22 protein-coding genes are annotated in these 23,339 nt (G+C 63.6%); 13 read left to right on the top strand and 9 right to left on the bottom strand.

Annotated features, from left to right (window positions below):
* Positions 1-20: 20 nt before the first annotated feature.
* Together RX327_RS11440 and RX327_RS11435 are read left to right on the top strand one after the other, a co-directional pair.
* Complete coding sequence (locus RX327_RS11440) at positions 21-1,397, top strand: PLP-dependent aminotransferase family protein (protein ID WP_050387881.1); 1,377 nt, start codon at positions 21-23, stop codon at positions 1,395-1,397.
* A 107-nt stretch (positions 1,398-1,504) separates the two neighbouring features.
* Positions 1,505-2,803, top strand: a complete 1,299-nt coding sequence (locus RX327_RS11435; protein WP_410712155.1) for a serine hydrolase domain-containing protein — start codon at positions 1,505-1,507, stop codon at positions 2,801-2,803.
* Positions 2,804-2,815: 12 nt separating this feature from the next.
* On the opposite strand, the gene RX327_RS11430 is transcribed toward RX327_RS11435, so the two are convergent.
* On the bottom strand, positions 2,816-3,016 hold the full coding sequence (locus RX327_RS11430; protein ID WP_028337002.1) for a hypothetical protein: 201 nt from the start codon (positions 3,014-3,016) through the stop codon (positions 2,816-2,818).
* A 192-nt stretch (positions 3,017-3,208) separates the two neighbouring features.
* On the opposite strand from RX327_RS11430, the gene RX327_RS11425 reads away from it, so the two are divergent.
* On the top strand, positions 3,209-4,267 hold the full coding sequence (locus tag RX327_RS11425) for a hypothetical protein (protein WP_050387882.1): 1,059 nt from the start codon (positions 3,209-3,211) through the stop codon (positions 4,265-4,267).
* 720 nt (positions 4,268-4,987) lie between these two features.
* Here the strand turns inward: RX327_RS11425 and RX327_RS11420 are convergent.
* Together RX327_RS11420 and RX327_RS11415 are read right to left on the bottom strand one after the other, a co-directional pair.
* Entirely contained in the window at positions 4,988-5,752 is a 765-nt protein-coding gene (locus RX327_RS11420; RefSeq protein ID WP_050387883.1) for a phage minor head protein, read from the bottom strand.
* Positions 5,742-6,119: a DUF935 domain-containing protein gene (locus RX327_RS11415; protein ID WP_244482673.1), complete on the bottom strand. Its 378-nt coding sequence runs from the start codon at positions 6,117-6,119 to the stop codon at positions 5,742-5,744. The genes RX327_RS11420 and RX327_RS11415 overlap by 11 nt, the downstream gene beginning before the upstream one ends.
* Between RX327_RS11415 and RX327_RS11410 the strand changes: the two genes are divergently transcribed.
* Together RX327_RS11410 and RX327_RS11405 are read left to right on the top strand one after the other, a co-directional pair.
* Positions 6,109-6,732: a hypothetical protein gene (locus RX327_RS11410; RefSeq protein WP_152977957.1), complete on the top strand. Its 624-nt coding sequence runs from the start codon at positions 6,109-6,111 to the stop codon at positions 6,730-6,732. The two genes, RX327_RS11415 and RX327_RS11410, sit on opposite strands and share 11 nt — an antisense overlap.
* 5 nt (positions 6,733-6,737) lie before the next feature.
* Positions 6,738-7,097 (top strand): hypothetical protein, encoded by a 360-nt coding sequence (locus tag RX327_RS11405; protein WP_050387885.1) that lies wholly within the window; start codon positions 6,738-6,740, stop codon positions 7,095-7,097.
* A 71-nt stretch (positions 7,098-7,168) separates the two neighbouring features.
* Here the strand turns inward: RX327_RS11405 and RX327_RS11400 are convergent, their stop codons facing one another.
* Entirely contained in the window at positions 7,169-8,743 is a 1,575-nt protein-coding gene (locus tag RX327_RS11400) for a winged helix-turn-helix domain-containing protein (RefSeq protein WP_028337005.1), read from the bottom strand.
* Positions 8,744-8,892: 149 nt separating this feature from the next.
* Between RX327_RS11400 and RX327_RS11395 the strand changes: the two genes are divergently transcribed.
* Positions 8,893-9,216: a DUF1127 domain-containing protein gene (locus tag RX327_RS11395; RefSeq protein ID WP_080667239.1), complete on the top strand. Its 324-nt coding sequence runs from the start codon at positions 8,893-8,895 to the stop codon at positions 9,214-9,216.
* A 404-nt stretch (positions 9,217-9,620) separates the two neighbouring features.
* Here RX327_RS11395 and RX327_RS11390 read toward each other — a convergent pair whose 3' ends face one another.
* The gene (locus RX327_RS11390; protein WP_317250293.1) at positions 9,621-10,868 is read right to left on the bottom strand and encodes a rhodanese-like domain-containing protein; all 1,248 of its coding nucleotides are present in this window, start codon (positions 10,866-10,868) and stop codon (positions 9,621-9,623) included.
* A gap of 247 nt (positions 10,869-11,115) precedes the next feature.
* Between RX327_RS11390 and glgC the strand changes: the two genes are divergently transcribed.
* Together glgC and glgA are read left to right on the top strand one after the other, a co-directional pair.
* Positions 11,116-12,378, top strand: coding sequence for a glucose-1-phosphate adenylyltransferase (gene glgC, locus RX327_RS11385; RefSeq protein WP_317250292.1), 1,263 nt, complete (start codon positions 11,116-11,118; stop codon positions 12,376-12,378).
* Positions 12,375-13,829, top strand: a complete 1,455-nt coding sequence (glgA, locus tag RX327_RS11380; RefSeq protein WP_317250291.1) for a glycogen synthase GlgA — start codon at positions 12,375-12,377, stop codon at positions 13,827-13,829. The genes glgC and glgA overlap by 4 nt, the downstream gene beginning before the upstream one ends.
* Positions 13,830-13,894: 65 nt before the next feature.
* On the opposite strand, the gene RX327_RS11375 is transcribed toward glgA, so the two are convergent.
* The 4 genes from RX327_RS11375 to RX327_RS11360 form a co-directional block, all read right to left on the bottom strand.
* On the bottom strand, positions 13,895-14,209 hold the full coding sequence (locus tag RX327_RS11375) for a hypothetical protein (protein ID WP_050387887.1): 315 nt from the start codon (positions 14,207-14,209) through the stop codon (positions 13,895-13,897).
* A gap of 131 nt (positions 14,210-14,340) precedes the next feature.
* A complete protein-coding gene (locus tag RX327_RS11370; protein WP_082190842.1) occupies positions 14,341-15,471 on the bottom strand; it encodes a serine hydrolase in 1,131 nt (376 codons plus the stop codon).
* 525 nt (positions 15,472-15,996) lie between these two features.
* Entirely contained in the window at positions 15,997-16,485 is a 489-nt protein-coding gene (locus RX327_RS11365) for a DUF417 family protein (protein ID WP_050387888.1), read from the bottom strand.
* 196 nt (positions 16,486-16,681) lie between these two features.
* On the bottom strand, positions 16,682-17,317 hold the full coding sequence (locus RX327_RS11360) for a TetR/AcrR family transcriptional regulator (protein WP_317250290.1): 636 nt from the start codon (positions 17,315-17,317) through the stop codon (positions 16,682-16,684).
* 249 nt (positions 17,318-17,566) lie between these two features.
* Between RX327_RS11360 and RX327_RS11355 the strand changes: the two genes are divergently transcribed.
* From RX327_RS11355 to RX327_RS11335, 5 genes are read left to right on the top strand one after another with little or no spacing between them, the layout of a single operon-like run.
* The gene (locus tag RX327_RS11355) at positions 17,567-18,877 is read left to right on the top strand and encodes a phytoene desaturase family protein (protein ID WP_317250289.1); all 1,311 of its coding nucleotides are present in this window, start codon (positions 17,567-17,569) and stop codon (positions 18,875-18,877) included.
* 5 nt (positions 18,878-18,882) lie between these two features.
* Positions 18,883-19,737: an ABC transporter ATP-binding protein gene (locus tag RX327_RS11350; protein WP_317250288.1), complete on the top strand. Its 855-nt coding sequence runs from the start codon at positions 18,883-18,885 to the stop codon at positions 19,735-19,737.
* The gene (locus tag RX327_RS11345) at positions 19,734-20,528 is read left to right on the top strand and encodes an ABC transporter ATP-binding protein (RefSeq protein WP_317250287.1); all 795 of its coding nucleotides are present in this window, start codon (positions 19,734-19,736) and stop codon (positions 20,526-20,528) included. Before RX327_RS11350 ends, RX327_RS11345 begins: the two co-directional genes overlap by 4 nt.
* Positions 20,528-22,462 (top strand): AMP-dependent synthetase/ligase, encoded by a 1,935-nt coding sequence (locus tag RX327_RS11340; RefSeq protein ID WP_317250286.1) that lies wholly within the window; start codon positions 20,528-20,530, stop codon positions 22,460-22,462. The genes RX327_RS11345 and RX327_RS11340 overlap by 1 nt, the downstream gene beginning before the upstream one ends.
* The gene (locus tag RX327_RS11335) at positions 22,463-23,335 is read left to right on the top strand and encodes a branched-chain amino acid ABC transporter permease (RefSeq protein WP_317250285.1); all 873 of its coding nucleotides are present in this window, start codon (positions 22,463-22,465) and stop codon (positions 23,333-23,335) included.
* The last annotated feature ends 4 nt before the right edge of the window (positions 23,336-23,339 follow it).

The following is a 23,339-nucleotide window of genomic DNA, read 5'->3' as shown; positions in this document are numbered from 1 at the left end:
AAGACAAAGCGCTGGATTGCATGGATTGGATCCCTACGGTTTCGGAATGGCACGGCCCGATGTTCCTGCGCATCGTCGATGCGCTGGCCGCCGACATCGCGAGCGGCCGGCTGACTCGCGGCCAGCGGCTGCCGACCCACCGTGCGCTGGCAACCGCGCTCGATATCGATCTGACCACGGTGACACGGGCCTATGGCGAGGCACGGCGGCGCGGCCTGCTCGACGCCCGCGTCGGCCAGGGCACCTTCGTCTCGGAGACCACCGCGCGCGCGGCGTCCGACCTGCCCGCGCCCGTCAACATCGACCTGTCGATGAACCTGCCGCCGCAGCCGGTCGAGGCCAATCTCGACCTGCGCATCGCTCAGGGACTTGCCACCATCCGCGCCGAGGCCGGGTTCTCCGCCTATCTCGGCTATACGCGTCCCGGCGGCACCACTGAGGAGCGCCAGGTCGGCGCCGCATGGCTACAGCCGCGCGTGCCGAACGCATCCGCCGACCGCATCGTGATCTATCCGGGCTCGCAGGCGATCATCTTCAACGCCCTGCTGGCACTGACGTCGCCCGGCGACGTGGTGCTGACCGAGGCGCTGACCTTTCCCGGCATCAAGGCCGCGGCGGCGCGGCTCGATGTTCGCCTGGTCGGCGTCGCGATGGACGCGGAGGGCGCGAGGCCCGACGCGCTCGACGAGGCCTGCCGCAAGCACAAGCCGAAGGCGGTGTACCTGATTCCGACGCAGCAGAATCCGACCACCGCGACCATGGGCGCGGCGCGGCGCAAGGCGATCGCCGATATCATCAGCAAGCGCGGCTGCGTCCTGATCGAGGACGACGTCTACGGCCCGCTCGAACCGCAGATGGCGCCGATCGCAACACTGATTCCGGAGCGCACGTACTACGCCGCGAGCATCGCAAAATGCATCGCGCCGGCGCTGCGCGTCGCCTATCTCCTGGCACCCGATGCCGCCGCCGAGCAGCGCATGCGCGCCAGCATGCAGGCCACCATGCAGATGCCGCCGTCGCTGATGGTCGCGCTGGTCACGCAATGGCTGCGTTCTGGCGTCGCCGCCGACATCATCCGCGCGATCCGCAACGAGGCGGCCGCGCGCCAGCTGCTTGCGACCCGCTTCCTCAAAGGCGTCAGCTATGCGGCGCGGCCGGCGAGCCACCATCTCTGGATGCCGCTGCCGAAGCATTTCGACGGCACCGACCTGCTGTCGCACCTGATGCGCAACGGTCTCGCCGTGGTCGGCGAAGACGCCTTTGCGGCGGGCGAAGCCGCGCCGCGCGGCCTGCGCGTGTCGCTGGGTGCGGCGCGCAACCGCGCCGAACTGAGCCAGGCGCTGCAGGTGCTGTCGAATGCCGTGCGCACGCCCGTCGGCGCTACCCAAATCGTATAATTCCGGCCATCGCCGGGAATAAACTCGCTCCAAAATGATTATGGTGCGCGGGAGCGCACGCCGTTAAAACTCTGCGCTCAGGGCATCAGGCAGGGGCGGGCTTTTCAATGTCGTGCGGGTATGATCGGGCAGTCCACCGTGCTGTGCTGACGCTTCGCGGAGCAGTGACCGCGATCGGTTGTCTTGCAGTTGTCATATCAGGCGCGGCGCGCGCCTCCGATGCCCCTGCCCCGGTGCCGGAAAAACTCGAACGCATCACCGCATTCTTTGACAACGAGGTTGCGGCAGGAAAAATTCCGGGCGCGGTGATCCTGATCCAGCAGCACGGCAAGCCGGTCTATCTGAAGACCTTCGGGTATCGCGACGTGACAACCAAGTCGCCGATGCGGCCGGATACGATGTTCGCGCTGCACTCGATGACCAAGCCGATCACCAACACCGCCGCGATGATGCTGGTCGACGAAGGCAAATTGTCGCCGCAGGACCCGCTGTCGAAATACATCCCGGCGTTTGCCGACGTGAAGGTTGCCATCGAACCGGACGGTGGAAACGATCCGGCCAAGGTTGAGCTGGTGCCGCCGATCCGGCCGGTGACCATTGAAGATATCATGCGGCACACTTCGGGCATCACCTACGAATATATCGGCGCCGACTGGATCCAGAAGATCTACCGTGCGGGACACCTGTTCGACGGCAAGTTCGACAACGAGGAATTCGTCGCACGGCTGGCCAGGCTGCCGCTGGCACGGCAGCCTGGAACGCTGTGGCGCTACGGCCATTCCACCGACGTGCTCGGCAGCATCATCGAGATCGTCTCGGGCCAGACGCTGTATCAATTCGAGAAGGAGCGCCTGTTCGATCCCCTGAAGATGAACGACACCAGATACGTGCTCGATGCGGAGACCGAACGGACAAGGCTCGCCGAGCCGCTGCCCTCGGACACCATCCTGATCGAGGGCGAGAACGACCGGCGCGCCCATCCCGAATGGCAATCCGGCGGCGGCGGCCTGCTCTCGACCATCACCGACTATCAACGCTTCTCGCAGATGCTGCTCAACGGCGGAGAGTTCGCGGGCAGGCGCTATCTCAGCCCGGCCGCGTTCGAGGCCATGACGACCGATCACATCGGACCGGGCTCCGGCGTCGCACGCGACTATTTCTATTTCCCGGGCGACGGCTTCGGCTATGGCTACGGCCTTGCGGTGCGGACCGATCCCGGCAACGCGAAACCGCCGCCGCCGGGCTCGCTCGGCGAACTGAAATGGGACTCCGGCAGCGGCACCTATTTCGGCGTCGATCCCAAGCTCGACATGGTCTACCTCATGATGCAACAGACCCAGAACGAGCGCGGCCGCATCACACCCGCGTTCCGCAAGCTGGTCTACGACGCGTTCAGCCCGGATTGAGTTTAGTCGCACCTATTTGCGCCGAACTGCCTCCTGCCTGGGCCGTGCTGCGGCCGCGATCAGACTCGCGGTGCATTCGTTGCAGGCGAATGCACACTCATCCGTAAACACGCCGATCCGTGCATCGAGGCCGATCGCGCCATCGTCGACGATCCCCCCGATAAGGCCACCGCAGCACACGCATTGGTGGTGCAGCGCCAATTCCCGTTCCATGACGCGCCATCCGGCCGTCGCAGCTTCCTCTCTGCTGCTTCCCTCTCGCTATATACTATCGTATATATCGAAACGACAAGGCAGGCGGGTGAACAATTCGGTCGGGAACCCTGCAGACAACAACCATCGACCGGAGACGATCGCCAAGAAAATCCTGCCTGGTCCAACCAGGTTCATTGAGGAAACGCGATCATGATAAAGAACAATGGCGCCGCGGGACGTCCGCGCGCAACGGGAGAACTGCTCAAGATCCGCCGCGCATCGCTGGAGCGTTTTCGAGCGAAGGTTCGCGTGAAGAAAACGCGCCAAAACAAGAATCTAGCGAGCGCTGCGGCCATCGTCCTTGCGCTTGGCATGGCCGGCGCGGCTCGCGCCGAAACGGCTCCGGTCGGCGTTCCCGACAAGAGTTTTCCGGAGAGCGTGACCTCGACCTCCGACGGAACGCTTTACGTCGGCAGCTTCAACCATGGCGGCGTGACCAAGATCTCGGCCGGCAAGGCCGAGCAGCTGGTCAAGCCGGGCGCCGCCGACAGCCGCTCGACGCTGGGCGTGCTCGCCGACGAGAAGAGCGGCACGCTCTATGTCTGCTCCAACGACATCAGCGCGATGGGCGTGGCGGGGCCGAGCGACGTCAAGGGCGCCTGGCTGAAGACCTTCGATCTCAAGAGCGGCGCGCCGAAGGGCAGCTTTGCCCTGAGCGATCCGAAATCGTTCTGCAACGACATCGTGGTCGGTGCCGACGGCACCGCCTATGTGAGCGATTCCTTTGCGCCATTCGTTTATAGCCTGAAACCCGGCAGCACGGGGCTGGCGACGTTCGCCACCGATCCGCAGCTCGCGCCGGCCAAGGACGGCGTCGGGCTCGACGGCATCGCGATCGGCGCCGACGGCAATCTTTACGTCACGACCTTCATTCCGGCCAAACTGTTCAAGATCGAGATGAAGGACGGCAAGGCGGGCGCGGTGACCGAGCTGAAGCCGTCGCGGCCGCTCGATCACGCCGACGCGCTGCGGGCGCATGGCGGCGGCTTCCTGCTGATCGAGGGCAACGGCAAGCTCGACAAGGTCACGGTGAAGGGCAACGAGGCGACCATCGACACCATCAAGGATGGTCTCGCTGAGCCGGTCTCGGTGACGCAGGTCGGCGATGTCGGCTGGGTCGCCGAGGGCAAGCTGTCCTACGTGATCGGCGACAACAAGGGCAAGGACCCCGGCCCGTTCAAGCTGACGCCGATTGCGTTGCCGAAGTGAAGACCGAAGTATCGCGATCTCGGTCCACTGACTAGCTGTACCTCTCTCGTTTGCGGGGGAGGTCGACGCGCGACGAACGACGCGAAGCGTCGTCCGGAGCGTGGCCGTATATCGTCGTCCACCGCCGTCATCGCCCGGCTCGACCGGGCGATCCAGCACGCCGCGGCTTCTCGATTCAAGCACAGACGTCTCTGGAATACTGGATCACCGGCATGCGTGGGTGATGACACCGCGTGGTGTGACACCTTATCGAGAACCATCCTCATCGTCGTCCCTGCGAAAGCAGGGACCCATAACCACAAATGCCGATTGTGGGCGATGCTGGAACGACGAGTCCCTTCAACAAGGTCCGCCGCAGCGTATGGGTCCCTGCTCCTGTGCGCAATTTGTGACGCGCTGTTTCGTATGACACCCCTGGGCAATTCCGGGATTGACCGGGAATGCGCGGGAAGTGGCGAGTTCTCAAAGGGTTGGACGGGCGGCGGCGCGCGATTGGCGAGACGACAGCGCGCGTGATCGAATGGCACGCAACGGCGCGGCGGCACCAAAAACCCTATTCGATTCAGTCGGCGTCTGGCCGAAGTGGGACTCGATAAGCCCGGCGGCGCGCGCCGAGTCCCACCTAGCTTCAAAGCTTGCTGAAAGCTCTTTAAAACTAGGCTTAACCGCCACTTCGGCCGCAGCAGCACCGCGGACAGGTGGGACTCGCAGGCGGGACTCCTATTCGTCATCGGTTGCGGCCGGTTGCTCACCCGGTCGATAGGCAAAGCCGGGATCGATTCCTTCGGGCACCATGACGGTCCGGCCGCCGACGATATGAGGCACCAGGCGCGACGGTGGCGCCTGGTCGGACACCTGATAGCCGTAGCGATCGAGGTCGGCATCGGAGAGACTTTCAACCCAGCAATGGCAGAACCAGCCGTTCGGCGGGAAATGCGTCTGCCACCACGGGTCGTCGACCGGCAGAATGGTGCCGTCCCAGGCCTCGTGCTCGGCGCGCGGATGGACCTGCCCGGCAAGGTGCTTGTACATCAGGTAAGGCCGCCGCGCCTTCACCTGCTGAATCTGGTCCCAGCGCCCGGCGGCGTAGGCCATGTTGACGTTGGTGTCGAAGATCACGCTGCTGCGCCAACCGCGCGAGCCGTTATAGCTCCAGCCGTACTTTTCGACGATGTCGTCGAAGTCCTTCTGGAACTCCTCCAGCGTGGTGCCATCCTCGATCGCCTTGTTGACGGCGTCGTGGAAGTCCCGGACCAGGTCCTTCGAGGTCGCGCCGGCGACCGTAAATGCGACCGAGTGCTGCTGCTGCCACAGGTCGGTCCAGCTCGACGTCGGCACGTCGAGCTTATCGCGGATGCACCGGATCGCCTCCAGCGGATCGGTGCTGAAGGCAGCGACATCGACGGCGTTCATCGCAAGATGCGCCTGACCGCAGCAACAGCCGCGGAAACTCAGCTTGCGCGGCAGAATGACCCTAGTGTTCATCGGCGATATCGTCGCGGCCGGCGAGCTTCGCCATCACCAGGGCGAGCTGGATCGCCTTTGTCATGTTCTTCGGATCAAGCTTCAACCTTGTCAGGCTGTGACGCACGTCCTCCAAGCTCGTCGCACTCTGCAGCACGACCTTCAGTCTATCGACCAGCTCCTGGAACGCAGGCTGCGCCAGATCTTCAGCAGCGAGCGCCAGCTGGGCCACCTCGTCCGCGGAGCGCAGCGCCGGTCGTCGCGCATGCAGAGATTGGAACGGCTGCTGATCCCCGAACAGCCCGCCGCCGCCGAACATGGGAGCCGTCGGCATGACCAGCAGTTCCTCTTGTGGGCCGGGCTCGGGCAGACCGAGCTTGTCGCGCATCGTCGACATCCCGACTTTCAACCCCATGGGGACGAGCTTTACGACGCCGTCGATCGTCGATACCGGAGCGCTAGCGAACGGCTTCTATCATGTCTTCGTGATAAAGAATCCGACGACGGCGGCAGTCGATGTGCTGATGTCCAGGAGCGCGACCGCGCCGACAATGCCTGCCGGATATACGTTGTTACGTCGCGTCGGTGCCGTTTGGCACAACTCGGGCCGCCTATTCTCGCAGATCCTACAGCGCGGTCGGGAATTCTTTTGGGTCGGCTCGTCGCTGGATTTCACCACAAATACACTCGGAACGACGTTGCAAACGTTCGCGTTGGGAAGCATTCCTACGGGTGTTCGCGTCAAAGCATACATCAACATTATCGCTTGGTGCCCTACGATCAACACCGTTTGGTGGACGCACGAAACCGGTCTTTTCGACAACGCGCCGGGTTACAGTGTCGGCGGTAACGGCATCGAAGTGACAAGCTCGACTTCTGGCAACGCCAACGATTTGCAGATTTGGACGGATACTGCCGCGCAGATTTGTGCGCGATCGGCGGCAGCGAACACATCTTATCGGTGTTTTACGCGCGGCTGGTTCGATCCGTTGGAGAATTAATCATCATGGGCTTCATTGAACGAAACGAAGCGGGCGCAATCGTCAGTTGGTTTAAAGGTCCGCAGCCCCATCTTGTGCTTGAAGGAATCGCTGATGACGATCCGGCTGTTGTCGCATTCCTCAATCCGCCGGCCCCTGTGCCGTCTTCCTGCACCAAGCTCGGTCTCAAGAGGGCCTTTGACGAGCTTGGCACCTGGGCTTCCGTGAAGGCCGCAATTGCGGCGGATGCGGACGTCCAGGAGGAATGGGACTTGGCGACCGAGATCAGGCGGTCTGACCCCTTGGTTCAGCATATGATCGCCGTCGTGGGCCTGTCCGACGAGCAGGTCGATGCCCTTCTGGTCCGCGCCAACGCCCTGGTCTAGGGCGGTTCGGGCTCCAAAGCGGACTATTGGATCGCCGTTGCTTCATGTCGCCTTTTGACCCCTCTGCGACGTTACCCCTCCGGTACTCCTGCCAATCGCATGCCCTCATAAATGCGCTCACGTTTGGCAAGATAAGCTGGATTATCGGTCGACGGGCTGGCGCGGAAGCGGCGGATGCTGAAATTAGGTTGAAGCGCGAGCCCTGCTTGCGCGGCGGCCCGCGCGTCATCGAGTGCTCCAAGCAGTGCTAGGGCAGCGGCGAGCCCAAGATGCGCAAACGGATAATTTCGGTTGGCGTCGATGCTCCTGCGGAGCCAACAGACGGCTTCCTTATCGGCACTAAGTTGCAACTTAGCGAAACCGACATACTGCATCCACATGAAGGCATGAATGTCGCGGGGAGACAGACGGAGTGCCTCTAAGACATGCGCCTCAGTCTCCCCGCCGCGACCGAGGAAAATCTTGGCTTGACCGATTAACCCGTGCGCGTGGGCCAGATTTCGGTCCAGCGCCAAAGCGTGTTGTAGTTCGTCAATGCCCTCAAACACGCGGTTCGTGAAAATTTTTGCTGTTCCCAAATGTAAGTGAGCCAAGGCGTGGTTCGGCGCGAGGGTCAGGGCATGCATGACGGCCGCTTCTGCTGCGGTAAGGTACTTTATCCGATCGTCGGTCATGTAGCCGGCACCAACAATGCCATCAACATGCGCTAAACCCAGACGCGCTTCGATATTGCCGGGATCAAGCGTCAGGGCGCGCTCGAAAAAGTGGCGCGCCTGCAAGATATATTCGGAAGTCAACCCCATATTGAGCTTAGCTCTGCCCTGGAAGTACAACTCCATTGAATTGGGATGCGCCGAACGTTGTGCTCTCATGGCCTCGGCTGCGACGAGCTGCGCGTCCAAGGAGTTAGCTAGTCTAGATATGATCTCGTCCTGCATATCGAACAGATCGGCTAGGAGTTTGTCAAAGCGGTCCGCCCAAAAATGCGTGCCGGTTTCAGCGTCTATCAGCTGCGCGTTGACGCGAAGTCGGCTTTCGCGGCGCTGTACGGAGCCTTCTAGCACATACCGGACGTTCAACTCGCGACCGATTTGCTTGAGGTCAGCCGCTTTGCCCTTGTAGGTGAATGCGGTGTGTCGCCCGATCACCAATGAGCCGCTGATCCGCGACAAGTCCGTAGTGAGGCTTTCCGTCACACCATCGACGAAGTAGTCTTGCTCGGGGTCACCACTAAGATTGACGAATGGCAGGACAACGATAGAAAGACGAGGCGGTGACACCGCTTGCTCCGTGCCGTCGCTCTGCGCCGTCGAACTACTCGAAGTTGCCGGCTTCTGCCCTTCGTGCACTGCGCCAACAAATCGGAAGCCTTTGCGCGGCAATGTTTTTATTAGGCGCTGCCTTTCACCGTCGTCACCGATTGACGCCCGGGCGGCATTGATGCGGGTCGTCAGCGCGGCATCTGAGACGATGCGTCTATTCCAAACCGCGCTGATGAGATCGTCTTTGCTGACGACGCGCTCCCTATTGCGGATAAGGTAATCAAGTAAATCGAATACCTGCGGTGTGATGGAGACGAGGCTCGCCCCGCGATGCAGTTCGCGACGGTCGGTGTCGAATACGTACTCCTCGAAGAAATAACGCAATTGAGGGTCCCTTAGGCGGCCTTCGATCTTCTGCGCCGCTCGGACGCAAAGAATAAGCTGCCGGCAAGGAAAATGTAAGCCGGATGTCAAGCGTGGCCCCCTAACCATGGGGTACCGTCGATACAAGCAATACCGAGGAGGATGCTCCGATGAGCATGACCTATGGTGCAACAGGGTTGGGACAAATTTCCGCATTGACGCGGCGCGTCTCCAGCTTTTTAGGGAAATATTGGGGTGCGCTTCAGGAACGGCGCGAACGCCAGAGGTTACAAGCCGCCTTGTGCGACCTAAGTGATCGTGAGTTAATGGATATCGGCACGACGCGAAGCGAGATTGACTACGTCGTGTCGAACAGAGATATCGACCCGCGAGGCATACGAGCCGAATGGGTCCAATACCTGCCAACAGTGGACGGCCAAATCCACCCACATTGGGACAAGCAGCTCTTAGAAACACGCGTCAAACCTCGCTAACGCAATGCGCGGAAACCCATCGCGGTCCGCTACGCAAGCCGTTATGACTGCGTCTGGCCCTTCTGCGACCTCGGGAGACGTCCGCAATCCGCCGCTGTCGACCGCGAAGCGGACGTCGACCCTGCCATCGGCAGGGGCCAACTTGAGGGGTGACAAACGAACTTGCGCGCGGTGCCATTCGATTTTGCGCGCTACACAATTGCGCGCTAGGCAGGGACGACGTGTTGGAGGAGCCCCGGACTCACATCACGATTTCTGAATAATGGAAGAATACCGCTGATTTGCCCGACGAGTCAAGTTGCCGTGTCCGCCGGCAGCCACCGGCTCCTTTGCATGGGGTTGTTTTCGATATTTTGGCAGTGCGCCCCTGCGACTCGGCACCGACCGATGCGGTCGCACCGCCGTCACCACGCCATCCGCCAGATCACGTAGAACCCATGCGTGCCGTCGCGGCGGAGCTGCTCGACGAGGCCGTATTCCCAGTCGAGATAGGCCTGCATCGCCTGCTCCGCGACGCCGGTGCCTTCATAGGGTCGCCGGTAGCGGTGCGCAGGATCGGGCCGCGGCACCATGCGCGGTGGTCCGACTTCGAGCCGGCCGTCATAGCCGCCGTCGAGCACATAGACCTCCCAGCCCATCTGCGCGAGCCAGGACGCTGTCATGTCGGCGCGGATGCTCTTGTCGTCGCTCAGCACGATGCGCGCGCCGCGCACGGGAGCGGCCATGTCGATTTCCTGCACCAGCTGGCCGCCGGCATAGTGGCGGAAGCCGGCAAGGTGACCGGCCGTGTATTCCTCGGCATCGCGCACGTCGAAGCGATACAGCGTACGGTGCGCGTCCTCGTCCAGCGCGGCGAGTTCATCGATCCCGATGTGACGGACGCCGGCGCGATAGGCGACGTCGCGCGCATTGTCGCCTGCGCCCTCGAACGGAGCGATGCCGCCGCGCTTGCCGGCGCCGTGCTCGAGATCGTGCTTCGCCAGCGTCCAGCCGATGGTGCCGTTGCGCAGCGCGCGCACCCTGTTTGGCACCCCGGCATTGATCAGTGACTGGGTGCCGATGATCGAGCGGGTGCGACCGGCACAGTTGACGATGATCGTCGTCTCGGGATCGGGTGCGGCTTGCCCCGCCCGCAGCACCAACTCCGCGCCGGGCACGCTGACCGAGCCCGGAATGTTCATGGTCGCATATTCGTCGAAACGGCGAACGTCGAGGATGGCGATGTTGGCCTTGTCGGCGATGAGCTTGGCCACCTCGTCGGCGCTGAGCGAGGGCGTATGGCGTCGCGACTCGACCAGTTCGCCGAACGCCTTCGAGTACGAATTGACGTCCTCGAACACCTCGTAACCTGCCGCCTTCCAGCCCCCCAGGCCGCCGGCGAGTGCAGCGACATTGCTATAGCCCAGCGCCATCAACTGCACCGCGGCGGCAGCGACCAGCCCCTCGCCATTGTCATAAAGGACGATCGGCACGTCCTTGCGCGGCAGTCGCAGCTCGGCTTCGAGCGCGATCCGGCCGGACGCCATGTTGGCGGCGAACAGCGGATGTCCCGTCGCGAACTCGGCCTCGTATCTGAGGTCGAGCAGCGCGATCTCCTCGCGCAGCAGCAGCGTTGCGCGGATGTCCTGTGGCGTGACGGAAGAAAGTGTCATGGGATGCTGGCCTGACAGAAGAAAACGGCAGGCTTGCTCTAGGCCGAAATCGCGCCTCGTCAATAGCTTTAACCGGCTCGCAACCCCGATCTTCACGAGCGGGGGTCCGGGGAACGAAAGCCCGCCATCCCGCTTTGCTCAACCGGGATGCACTTGCTACGTTCCCAATCGGCCCCGTTGGCGCCCGATCAGGCCTTCCGGACAAGAGAAGGTAGCGGGGCCAGCCTGAAGTTCTGGGAGGATGACCATGAGATCAGTCGGAAATGAACCCTTGTCGCGTCACGCCCTCGCCTTCGTCCTGGCCGGCGGGCGCGGCAGCCGGCTCCTGGAGCTGACCGACCGGCGTGCCAAGCCCGCGGTTTATTTCGGCGGCAAGTCCCGCATCATCGATTTCGCGCTGTCGAACGCCGTGAACTCGGGCATCCGCCGCATCGCGGTCGCGACCCAATACAAGGCCCACAGCCTGATCCGGCATCTCCAGATGGGCTGGAACTTCTTCCGCCCCGAACGCAACGAGAGTTTTGATATCCTTCCCGCCAGCCAGCGCGTCTCCGAGACCATGTGGTATGTCGGCACGGCGGACGCGGTGTACCAGAACATCGACATCATCGAATCGCACGGCACCAAGTACATCCTGGTGCTCGCCGGCGACCACGTCTACAAGATGGATTATGAGATCATGCTGAAGCAGCATGTCGAAAGTGGCGCCGACGTCACGGTCGGCTGCCTTGAAATGCCGCGCGCGGAATCCTCTGCCTTCGGCATCATGCATATCGACGAGACCGGCCTGATCCAGTCCTTCCTCGAGAAGCCGGCCGATCCGCCGCCGATGCCCGGCAAGCCCGACAAGTCGCTGGCCAGCATGGGCATCTATGTCTTCAATTCGGAATTCCTGTTCGACGAGTTGCGCCGCGATGCCGCCGACCCGAACTCGGCCCACGATTTCGGCAAGGACATCATCCCCTATATCGTGAAGCATGGCCGGGCGATCGCGCATCAGTTCAATGATTCCTGCGTCCGCTCCGGCGACGATCCCCGCTCCTACTGGCGCGATGCCGGCACCGTCGATGCCTATTGGGGCGCCAATATCGATCTCACCGACGTGGTGCCCGAGCTCGACCTCTACGATCGATCATGGCCGATCTGGACCTATGCCGAGATCACCCCGCCCGCCAAGTTCGTGCATGACGAGGACGGACGGCGCGGCCAGGCGGTGACCTCGCTTGTTTCCGGCGCCTGCATCATCTCGGGCGCGTCGCTGCGCCGCTCCCTGCTGTTCACCGGTGTCCACGTCAATTCCTACGCGAATGTCGAGAATGCGGTGATCATGCCTTACGTGAATGTCGGCCGCGGCGCGCGGCTCAGGAACGTCGTCATCGATCGCGGTGTCGAGATTCCGGAAGGCCTCGTCGTCGGCGAGGATCCCGAGTTCGACGGAAGGCGCTTTCGCACCACCGAGCAGGGAATCTCGCTGATCACCCAGCCGATGATCGACAGGCTCAATACATGACGCCTGTTCGCGTCCTCGCGGTCGCCTCTGAAGTCTATCCTCTCGTCAAGACCGGCGGCCTCGCCGACGTGGTCGGCGCGCTGCCGGCGGCGCTGAAGCAATACGGCGTCACGACGCGGACGCTGGTGCCCGGCTATCCCGACGTGCTCAAGGCGCTGGCCACGGCGGAGACGCTGCTGCACTGGCCGGAATTCTACGGCGGGCCGATCCGCGTGCTGGGCGGCACGCATGATGGCCTCGATCTGTTCGCGCTCGACGCGCCGCATCTCTATGCGCGGCCCGGCAATCCCTATGTCGGCCCGGACGGACGCGACTGGCCGGACAACGGCATCCGCTTTGCCGCGCTGTCGCGGATGGCGGCGGAGATCGGCCAGGGCGCGATCACCTCCTTCGTCCCCGACATTGTGCATGCGCATGACTGGCAGGCGGGCCTCGCACCCGCCCTCCTGCATTATGCCGGGCAACCGCGGCCCGGCACGGTGATGACCGTGCACAACCTCGCCTATCAGGGCCAGTTCTCGCCGGACATGCTGACCGCGTTCGGCCTGCCGGGCGAATCCTACGCGCTCCACGGCGTCGAATATTTCGGCGGCATCAGCTTCTTGAAGGCCGGCCTGCGATTCGCCGATCGCATCACCACGGTGTCGCCGACCTACGCGAAGGAAATCCAGAGCGACGAAGGCGGCATGGGGCTCGGCGGTCTGCTTCGTGAACGATCCGGCGTGCTGAGCGGCATTCTCAATGGCATCGACATATCAGTGTGGAATCCGGCCACCGATCCCGACATCGCGGCGCGCTTCAGCGCCGAGCAGCCGGCGGAGCGCGCGGCGAACAAGGCGGCGCTGCAGCGCCGCTTCGGGCTCGATCCCGCGCCGGATGCGATGCTGCTCGGCGTCATCAGCCGGCTGTCGTGGCAGAAGGGGCTCGATCTCCTGCTCGAGGTCATTCCGACCATTTTGCGCGAAGGCATGCAGCTCGCACTGCTCGGTAGCGGCGACCGCGATCTGCAGGATCGCTACGCCGCGCTGGCGCGCGACAATCCCGGACGGATCGCGGTCGTGATCGGTTACGACGAGGCGCTGGCGCATCTGATCCAGGCCGGTTCGGACGCCCTCGTCGTTCCTTCGCGGTTCGAGCCGTGCGGCCTGACCCAGCTCTGCGCGCTGCGCTATGGCGCCGTGCCGATCGTCTCCCGCGTCGGCGGCCTTGCCGACACCGTGCTCGACTTCGACGAAGTCGCGATCACCGGCGATGCGCCGACCGGCGTCAAGTTTGCACCCGTCACTTCGGATGCGCTCGCCCACGGCTTGCGCAAGGCAAACCTGCTGTTCAACGACAAGGTGACGTGGCGCCGGCTGCAGCAGGCCGGCATGGCCACCGATGTCTCCTGGCACAATCGCGCCGGCCGCTACGCCGCGCTCTATCGCGAGCTCGCGACGACGCGGCGCTAAAGCATGATCCCGGGAAGTGCGAAGCGGTTTTCCCGCGACAGAACGCAAAGCGTTTTGCGCCGCGATCAGTTCAGCAGATCGCAGGACGCGACGCGGTTGATGTCGGCGAGGCGCCGGTCGGGATTTCCCTTGAGATCAAGGCTTGCGACGAGATCGAGCAGCCGGCCATAGGCGCGGTCGGCGACCGCGACGGGCAGCGGCTCCTCGTCGAAGGTCTCGACGTAATTGCCGACGAGTCCGCTCAGCAGCCGGCAAACGCCGCGTTGCTCCGGGTCGTCCTTGCTCAGAATCTCGAGTTTTTGCTGGAAGGTCCTGAAGGTTCGCAACCCATGGGGCTGTTGCGAAAGCCAATTGTGCAAATCAGGATACAGATCGGTCATATCAGCCTCTTCAAAATGGAGAAGAAGCTACCGCCTTATACAGCCGATCACGGTTCCGCGCCATCGCGATTTTTGCATGCATCCCCTGCCCTGCTGCGCAGGCCGTGTCATTGGACCGGCACGTGCTGCGACTACAGTCGCGCGAGGGCCGGCAAGATCCTGTAGCGCGCGATCTCGTGCGGATAGTCGCCGCGATTGGCGAGCAGCACGATGCCGAGCCTGCGCGCCGGCACCAGGCCGACATAGGCTGAGGCGTTATTGAGACCGCCCGGTTTGTCGATCACGGTGACGCCGTCCAGCCGCACATGCTCCCATGCCATCGCCTGGCCGAACTTCTCGTCGACGCGAAAACTCTCCCGCTCGGTCATCTGCAACGCCGCGCGCAATTCCGGATCGATCACCGCGCCGTCAAGGCAGGCGCCCAGCAATATGCCGAGATCGCGCGCCGTTGAGAACATCTGGCCGGTGCCTGGAAAATCATAATAGCGCTGCTGATTGCCCGGCGGACCGATCGCCGTGCCGTCGTGGGAGTAGCCCTGAACCACACGCTGCATCATCTCGGGCGCCATCGTCGAGCGATTGTCCTCGCTACGGTCTGGAACGAAGGTCGACGTCATGCCGAGCGGCTTGAGGATACGGTTCCCGATCAACGTCGCGATCGGCATGTCATAGCGCCGCTCCAGCACGAGCTGCAGCAGGACATAGCCGGCATGGCTGTAGACGCGCTGCTTGCCCGGCTGCTCTCCCGCCGGTGGAGTCCATGCATTGAGCATCGCGATGAACTGATCACGGCTGAACGTCCCGTCCGGCCATGGCGGATGATCGGTCGGCAGCAGCAGCCCCGACGTATGATTGACGAGTTCGCCGATGGTGACGCGGCTGACGTAGTCGGCGTTGAGCTCGGGCAGATACTTGCCGACCGGATCGTCCAGCCGTAATTCGCCGCGCTCGGTGCCGAGCGCGACCAGCGTCGCCTCGAACAGCTTGCGCAACGAGGCGAGGTTGAACAGCGTGTCCGGGGTGACCGGTCGCTTCGCTGCGGCATCAGCGAAACCGTAGTTGAAGAAGGCGACCCGGCCGCCGGCATAGACGGCCACGGCGAGGCCGCCCGGGTCGGCCGCAGTCGCGGTCGGCGCGAGTTCCGTCGTGACGATGTCCCTGATCTGCGCGTCCATGTCGGAATCGGCGCGCGCGACCCCGAGCACGCCAACAGCGACGACGAGCAGGACGGCTGCGATCCGGACGGTGAGCCATTGTCTCATGAAGAACGAAATCGGGACGATGTTGCGATGTGACCCGCGGGCGAGTCTGTTCACCATCGAGAGATGGCAACATCACGATCCTAGCGGTGGAACCGATGCGTCCGAATTCACGATTGCGCGTCTTGCGCCCGTTCCCCGTCCGGCTGGGAACGGGGCGGCCCGATCGCTGTTCCGGTGGTCACTTCCGGAAGCCGCGATCGCGACCGCCCTCCCACTCCAGCCACGGTGCGGGAACTGCAATCGAACAAAAAATGCGGGACGTTTGAAAATGACGGGAGTGGGCTTGGACGAAAAGGCAAGATCGGCGCTTGCCGATCGGGCCAAGGATATTTCTGACTTCGTCACATTCCGCTCCCAACCGGGGACGTTTCTTCCTAGCAACAATTCGTCAATCGAAGGTTGCATAAGCCGGTTGGATTCGATTTCCAAGACACGGTCGTCCGCGACGTTTTGTCCTGTTCCAGATGCCGGATACTCGCGATGGCTGTTTAAGCATCGGTTAACCATCGATGCGCGGCGCGAGACCTATGGGGCGCGCGAGCGGACGATCGACCGCGGCAACGACGCCAACAGCAGCACGAGGCAGACGCACAGCAGCACGATGTCCTTGAACAGGAACTCGCCGGCCAGGTTCCAGGCCATCGGATCGGCCGACAGGCTCCATTTCACCACGCCGGGCGTCGTAAAAAAGAACGACCACGTCACCGCAAACGTGACGACGCCCATCAGCGCGCCGATCGCCGAGAGAAGCGGGCTGAACGCGCCGGCGGCGAGCAGCGCCGCAATGCCGAACTCGGCCACCCCGAGAACATAGGCCTCACCCCGGAGACCGAACACCGACAGCCACGAAATGAACGGGCTGTTGCTGATGAACTGCGCGATGCCTTGCGCCGATTGCAGTGTGAACTTCTGCATGCCGAACGACACGAAGATCACGACCATGACCCAGCGCAGGATCGCGAGCGAACGATAGGACCCCTCGCCCCGTTCGGCGATGTTGAACGACAAATTCATGCGGATGTTGCTTCCCTCGCTGCGATGTCACCATCGGCCGCCGTTGCGGCGCTCGTGTCAGGACTACGCAGCGCGCCGCGCGCGCGTTACGCGCGGGACAACGTCTCGGCCTTCACGATGATGTGCAGCTGAGATGAGGAATAATCGCCGCGAGAGATATCATCGGCGCGAAGCCGCCGTGCGGGCCGCGACGGCCTCACGCGCGCTGGCGCAGCGGCCGCGCGGCATCCTTTGCCGGCACCGGCATGGTGAAACCGTACAGGAACAGATCCACCACCATGTCGGCGAACTCCCTTGGATCGATCCCTCCCTTGGGATCGTACCAAGTGTGGCTGAAGTTCAGTGTGCCAAAGAGCATCATGGCGTAGACCTTCCGCGTCCGCTTGACGATCTTGCCCTCCTTGTCGAGCTTGACCAGGAGATCCGAGACCGTGTCGACCAGCTGGCGCTCCAGCGCCTTGATCGCATCCTGCTCGGTCTCTCCGAGGAACGAGAGGTCGTTGAGGATCACGCGCTGCTCGTCGCTCGAACGCGCATTCAGCGCGACGATGGCCTGGATCGCGGCGCGGAACTGCTCCAGCGTCGTCGCCTTTTCGGCCATCGCGGCTTCGACGTCCACGATCATCTCGCGGATATGGGCGTCGAGGATCGCGAACAGGATCGCTTCCTTGGAATCGAAATAATGGTACAACGCGCCGCGCGACAGCTTGCAGGCATCCGCGAGGTCGGCGATCGAGGCACGCATATAGCCCTGCCGTGCGAACAGGCCGCAGGCGGTGGTGAGAATGTTCCGCTGAATCTCGTCGTAATTCTCTGAGCGCGTCCGCGCCATTGCCGTCTCTCTCGTGCACCATCGGCGCCGCCGGAATCGGGCGACTGCCTCTCTCTATACTACCGCCACCCCACGCTCTCCTCCCTTTTGCGGGCACCATCCACCAGAACTCTTCCATCGTCCGTGCGATGAGCGACCTGCGTCAAAAAATAATTTGAACGACCGGTCGGATTATATTAGACTGCCTTCCATCAAGCAAGCGGATTGCGCATGCCGGGAGCAACCCGGCGGCATCGCGGGAGGTTGCGCGTGGATTCTCAGAGGATCGATGCTGTCGTGATCGGAGCCGGTGCCGGCGGGCTGTGTGCCGCGGCGCGCCTCGCCCATGGCGGGCTGCATACGCTCGTCGTCGACGACAAGGACCGGCTGGGCGGCCGCGCCTCCACCGAGGAAATCGACGGCTTCAAGGTCAATATCGGCGCGATCGCGATCGAGTTCGGCGGCGTGTTCGAGGAGACGTTTCGCACCGTCGGCGTCCCGCTCGACATTCGCGCGCCGGAGCCGGCAAGCTCCTTCTTCATCGACGGCAAGCTGATCGACGTCGGCCGCGGCGGCTGGTCGCTCTTGCTCGGGCAACTGACCAAGCAGGCCTCCCGCATCCTCGAGAAATTCGCCGACGCCCGCTCCGGCAATCTGCCCGACGGCCGGCAATCGACCGAAGACTGGCTGAAGGGCTACACCAGCAACGCCACCGTACATGCGCTCTTCCGCAATCTCTGTGCGGCGATCTTCGCCTGCAATGCGGCCGAGCTGCCGGCTCGCGCCTTCCTCACCTATTTCACCAGCAAGGGCGCCTTCAAGAAGTTCGGCTTCTGCCCGGAAGGGACAGTCGGCGTCTGGAACAGCCTGGGCAATGCCGTCAGGCGCAATGGCGACATCTGGCTTGGAACGCCGGCGACCACGATCCACACATCAGATGGCCGCGTCGAAGGCGTCACCGTTCTGCGCAATGGTGAACGGGTGCGGATCGACACCGATCTCGTCATCAGCAATGCCGGCCCTAAGACAACCGTCGCGCTTGCCGGCGAAACCGCTTTCCCCGCTGATTATGTCACGAGAGTCAGGAACGATCTTCGTCCGGCCGCCAACATCGTCATCAATGTCGCGAGCCGCGAGCCGCTGCTGAACCATCCCGGTATCGTGACGTTCGGCAAGACGCGCCGGCTGTGCAACATGGCGAACCTCTCCGCCACCTGCCCCGAGCTCGCGCCGCCCGGCTGGCATCTCTATGTTGCCTATGCCGTGCCGGTTCCCGCACTCGCCGATTTCGATGCGGATGCGGAGGTCGCGCTCGCGCTCGAGGATCTGCGCGAGCAGTTCAGCAATTTCGATCAGGCCAAGATCCTCTCCATCCGCGTGATGCGCGGCGACTGGCCGGCGCAACGGAGCTGCGCCGGCTACGACCTGCCGCGCGAGACCGGCATCGAGGGCCTGTGGTGCGTCGGCGATGCGGTCAAGCAATACGGCAATGGCGGCACGCAGGCCTGCGCCGAGACGGCGAAGATCGTCACCGACGCCATCCTCGCCACGCGGCCGCGCTTAACGGCAGGCCGGGTCTGAGCACGATGCCGACGACCATCCCGCATCCGATGCCGCAAGCAGCGCCGCAGGCCGCGCCGGCGCAGGATGGCCTGCTCGAATTCCGCAACATCCGCATCGTCTATGACAACGCGATCGAGGCCATTCGCGACGTATCGATTGCGGTGCCCGAGGGTCGCATCGTCGCCCTGCTCGGCTCCAACGGCGCCGGCAAGTCGACGCTGCTGAAGGCGATGTCCGGCATCCTCTACACCGAGGAAGGCGTGATCGAGAACGGCAGCATCCGCTTCCGCAATGACGAAGTGCATCGCCTTGCGCCGGACGAACTGGTCCGCCGCGGCATCGTGCAGGTGCCGGAGGGCCGGCGCGTGTTCGCGGCACTCACCATCGACGAAAATCTCCAGATGGGAGGCTACACGAGGACCGCTGCGGAAGCGCGCGAGCGTCGCGACAAGGTATTCTCGCTGTTCCCGCGACTCCACGAACGGCGCGACCAGATCGCCGGCTACATGTCCGGCGGCGAGCAGCAGATGCTCGCGATCGGCCGCGCACTCATGACCGATCCGGTTCTGCTCGCGCTCGACGAGCCTTCGCTGGGGCTCGCGCCTCTGATTATCGACCGCATCTATGAGGTGATCGCCCGCCTGCGCGACGAGCTGAAGATGACGGTGCTGTTGGTCGAGCAGAACGCGCAGCGCGCGCTGGATCTCGCCGATTATGGCTACATTCTCGAAACGGGGCGCGTCGTGCTTGACGGCACTGCCAGCAAGCTCACAGCCAACGAGGATGTCCAGGAATTCTACCTCGGCGTCTCCTCGGCCGGCCGCAAGAGCCTGCGCGAGGTCAAGCACTACAAGCGGCGCAAGCGGTGGCTATCGTGACCGCGCTCCTCACCGTCGAAAACCTCAGCAAGCGTTTCGGCGGCCTCCAGGCCATTGCCGACGTCAGCCTCACGGTCGCGCCCGGCGAGATCTGCAGCGTGATCGGCCCGAACGGCGCCGGCAAGACCACCCTGTTCAACATGATCTCCGGCGTGCTGCGGCCGAGCGGCGGGCGCATCGTATTCGAAGGCGTCGATGTTTCGACCATCTCGCCCTGGAGGTTTGCCGCGGCCGGGATCGGCCGCACCTTCCAGAACCTCGCTCTGTTCAAACACGGCACGGTGGTCGAGAACATCCTGACCGGCCGCCACACCCACCTGCGCTCCAACGTGATCGATGCCGTGTGGTTTTACGGGCGTACCCGCAAGGAGGAAATCGCTGCACGGCAGCGCGTCGAACACATCATCGAATTCCTCGAGATCGAGCATGTCAGGGACGCGGTCGTCGGGACGCTGTCCTATGGCCAGCAGAAACGCGTCGAGCTTGCACGCGCGCTCGCCTCGGACCCCAAGATCCTGCTGCTCGACGAGATGGTCTCGGGCATGAACCAGGAGGAGACGGAGGACATCGCCCGCTTCGTCCTCGACATCAGGGACGAGCTCGGCATCACCGTATTGATGATCGAGCATGAGATGCGGATCGTCATGGACATCTCCGATCGCGTCCACGTGCTCAATTTTGGCCGCAAGATTGCCGAAGGCACACCTGGTGAGATCAGGCGCGATCCGGCAGTCGCGGAGGCCTATCTCGGCGGCCAGCGCTCCGAGGCGATGGCAAAGGCGGGCGCGTGATGTCGACGCTGGACAGCCTGCGCACCGCTCATCCGCCGTTGCAAGCGAGCACGCCGCGCAACCCACCGGCAACCGGCGCCGACGCGTTGCAGGCTACGCTTGCGGATGCCGCCATCACCATCCCACAATTGCTGCGGCAGCGCGCCGCCATGCACGGCGAAGCGCGGGCCTTGCGCGAAAAGGACTACGGCATCTGGAATCCCCACTCCTGGCGCCACTATCACGAGACGGCGCGTGCGGTGGCGCTGGGCCTGCTGTCGCTCGGCATCAAGGCGGGAGACCGCGTCGCCATCGCCGGCGAGAATACGCCGGAATGGTTTTACGCCGATCTCGGCGCGCAGATGATCGGGGCCGTGACCGTCGGCATCTATCCAACCAACCCCTGGGTCGAGCTGCAATACATCGTCAAGCATTCCGGCGCGCGTGTCGTCGTCACCGGCGACCAGGAGCAGACCGACAAGGTGCTGGACGCAATGGCCAACAATGGCGGGCTTCCCGGTGTCGAGGCCATCGTCTGCATCGACATGAAGGGCCTGCGCCACTACCGCCAGCCGGCGCTGATGTCGTTCGACGCGCTGTGCGAGCGTGGCAAGACCTACGCCCAGCAGAATCCGGAGGCCAACGCGACGCTCGACCGCCTAATCTCGCAAGGCGCGCCCGACGACGTCTGCATCCTGGTCTACACCTCCGGCACGACGGGCCCGCCCAAGGGCGCGATGCTGACGCATCGCAATCTCGTCTACGCCGCCTTCACCTACGCGGAAGCCGTCGGCATCGCGGACAAGCCGTTCGAGGCCGTCAGCTACCTGCCGCTGTGCCACGTCGCCGAGCGTTGCTACGGTATGGTGACGCATCTGGTGCTCGGGGGCACGGTGAGCTTTGCCGAATCGATCGACACCGTCGCCACCAATATCCGCGAGATCGCGCCGACCTTCTTCGTCGGCGTGCCACGCATCTACGAGAAGCTGCAGCAGGGCTTTCTGTTCCGACTCGGCGAAAGCGGCAGGCTGCGGCAAGGCCTGACCAGGGCCTGCCTCGCCTGGGGCCGCACACTTTCCGACCGCCGGCAGGCGGGCAAGGCCAATGTGCTCGACCGCGCCGCCCATGGGCTCCTCTATCTCCTGATGTTCCGGAATCTGCAGCGTCACCTCGGCTTCGCCTATAGCCGCCATCGGCTCTGCGCAGGCGCGTCGATCTCACCCGAGACCCTGCGCTTCTTCGACATCATCGGCCGCCCAGTCTCGCAGGGCTACGGGCTCACCGAAAGCGGCGGCGTCGCCTTCGTCCAGTCGGCAAGCCACCACCGGATCGGCGGCTGCGGCCTGCCCCTTCCCGGGACGGAATGGAAGCTCGACGACGACGGCGAGATCCTGCTGCGCAGTCCCGGTGTCTTCAAGGGCTACTTCCTCGACGAAAAGGCCTCGACGGCCTCCCTCGAGGCCGGCGGCTGGCTGCGCACCGGCGACATCGTCGAGGTGCTCGACGATGGCGAGATCGCCGTGGTCGACCGCAAGAAGGCCATCATCATCACCGCCGGCGGCAAGAACATCGCGCCCTCCGAGATCGAGAACGCGCTGAAGGATTCCGAATTCGTCAAGGAAGCGATCGTGGTCGGCGAGGCCAAGAAGTATCTCGGCGCCATCATCCAGGTCGACTACGACAATGTCGGCCGCTGGGCGCGCGACCGGGCGCTGGCCTATACCAACTACAAGTCGCTGTCGCAGCTTCCCGAGGTTCACGAGCTGGTCGAGCGCATCGTTGGCGAGACCAACAAACGCTTTGCCCGGGTCGAGAACGTCAGACGGTTCGCGATCCTGGAGAAGGAGCTCGACCACGATGACGGCGAGCTGACCGCCACGCAGAAGGTACGCCGCGCCATGATCGAGAAGAAGTTCGCGCGCGAGCTCGCCATCATCTATCCCGCGGAGGACTGAATGCAGTATCTCCTGCAGCTCCTGATCTCGGGCCTTGCGATCGGCGCGATATACGGCCTGATCGCGATGGGCTTTGCGGTCATCTACAAATCGACCGGGCTGGTCAATTTCGCGCAGGGCGAGATGACTATGATCACGGCCTATATCGCCTGGACCATCTCGACCACCGTCAGCGGAAACGTCGTCGTGGTCGCGTTCGGCGCCATCCTCGCCGCGGTCCTGCTCGGCCTGATCATCGAGCGCGTCGTGATGCGGCCGATGCTGGGCGAGCCGGTGTTCGCGACCGTGATGGTGACCATTGGGCTCGCGGTGATCCTGCGCTCGGCGATCAACTTCGTCTGGGACGCCTATCCACATGGCCTCGACGTCGGCATGGGTCGCGACATCGTCCGCCTGGGTGGAATTGGCGTCCGCACCGGACAGATCGCCGTCATCGCGACGCTGCTGTCGCTGCTCGCGGCGATCTGGGCGTTCTTCCGCTACAGCAAGATGGGGGTCGCGATGCGCGCGGTTGCGGCCGACGACCGGACCGCGTTGCTGATGGGCATCAGCGCCACCCGCGTCCATGCGCTGGCCTGGGCGGCCTCTTCGGTCATCGCTGGGATCGGCGGAGTGTTCTTCGCGCTTTCCTACGATCTGTCACCGGCCATGTTCCAGCTCGGGCTGAAGGCGTTTCCGGCCACCATCCTGGGCGGGCTCGATGCCGTGCTCGGCTCCGGCCTCGGCGGCCTTTTGATCGGCATCACCGAAAATCTCGCCGGCGGCTATCTTGGCTCCGGCATGAAGGAGATCGCGGGCTTCGCGATGATCATCGTCGTGCTGATGATCCGCCCGTTCGGAATGTTCGGCGAACGCGACATCGAGAGGGTCTAGGACG

Origin of the sequence: Bradyrhizobium sp. BEA-2-5 (assembly GCF_032918025.1) — a bacterium.
GTDB classification, from domain to species: domain Bacteria; phylum Pseudomonadota; class Alphaproteobacteria; order Rhizobiales; family Xanthobacteraceae; genus Bradyrhizobium; species Bradyrhizobium pachyrhizi.
This window is presented reverse-complemented; position numbering and strand designations above follow the sequence as displayed.

Bases quoted from the DNA above. Each gene is read 5' to 3' on its own strand.
- RX327_RS11440 (WP_050387881.1), top strand. From the start codon at position 21: ATGGATTGGATCCCTACGGTTTCGGAATGGCACGGCCCGATGTTCCTG.
- RX327_RS11435 (WP_410712155.1), top strand. From the start codon at position 1,505: ATGTCGTGCGGGTATGATCGGGCAGTCCACCGTGCTGTGCTGACGCTT.
- RX327_RS11430 (WP_028337002.1), bottom strand. From the start codon at position 3,016: ATGGAACGGGAATTGGCGCTGCACCACCAATGCGTGTGCTGCGGTGGC.
- RX327_RS11425 (WP_050387882.1), top strand. From the start codon at position 3,209: ATGATAAAGAACAATGGCGCCGCGGGACGTCCGCGCGCAACGGGAGAA.
- RX327_RS11420 (WP_050387883.1), bottom strand. From the start codon at position 5,752: ATGAACACTAGGGTCATTCTGCCGCGCAAGCTGAGTTTCCGCGGCTGT.
- RX327_RS11415 (WP_244482673.1), bottom strand. From the start codon at position 6,119: ATGCGCGACAAGCTCGGTCTGCCCGAGCCCGGCCCACAAGAGGAACTG.
- RX327_RS11405 (WP_050387885.1), top strand. From the start codon at position 6,738: ATGGGCTTCATTGAACGAAACGAAGCGGGCGCAATCGTCAGTTGGTTT.
- RX327_RS11395 (WP_080667239.1), top strand. From the start codon at position 8,893: ATGAGCATGACCTATGGTGCAACAGGGTTGGGACAAATTTCCGCATTG.
- RX327_RS11390 (WP_317250293.1), bottom strand. From the start codon at position 10,868: ATGACACTTTCTTCCGTCACGCCACAGGACATCCGCGCAACGCTGCTG.
- glgC (WP_317250292.1), top strand. From the start codon at position 11,116: ATGAGATCAGTCGGAAATGAACCCTTGTCGCGTCACGCCCTCGCCTTC.
- glgA (WP_317250291.1), top strand. From the start codon at position 12,375: ATGACGCCTGTTCGCGTCCTCGCGGTCGCCTCTGAAGTCTATCCTCTC.
- RX327_RS11375 (WP_050387887.1), bottom strand. From the start codon at position 14,209: ATGACCGATCTGTATCCTGATTTGCACAATTGGCTTTCGCAACAGCCC.
- RX327_RS11370 (WP_082190842.1), bottom strand. From the start codon at position 15,471: ATGAGACAATGGCTCACCGTCCGGATCGCAGCCGTCCTGCTCGTCGTC.
- RX327_RS11365 (WP_050387888.1), bottom strand. From the start codon at position 16,485: ATGAATTTGTCGTTCAACATCGCCGAACGGGGCGAGGGGTCCTATCGT.
- RX327_RS11360 (WP_317250290.1), bottom strand. From the start codon at position 17,317: ATGGCGCGGACGCGCTCAGAGAATTACGACGAGATTCAGCGGAACATT.
- RX327_RS11350 (WP_317250288.1), top strand. From the start codon at position 18,883: ATGCCGACGACCATCCCGCATCCGATGCCGCAAGCAGCGCCGCAGGCC.
- RX327_RS11340 (WP_317250286.1), top strand. From the start codon at position 20,528: ATGTCGACGCTGGACAGCCTGCGCACCGCTCATCCGCCGTTGCAAGCG.
- RX327_RS11335 (WP_317250285.1), top strand. From the start codon at position 22,463: ATGCAGTATCTCCTGCAGCTCCTGATCTCGGGCCTTGCGATCGGCGCG.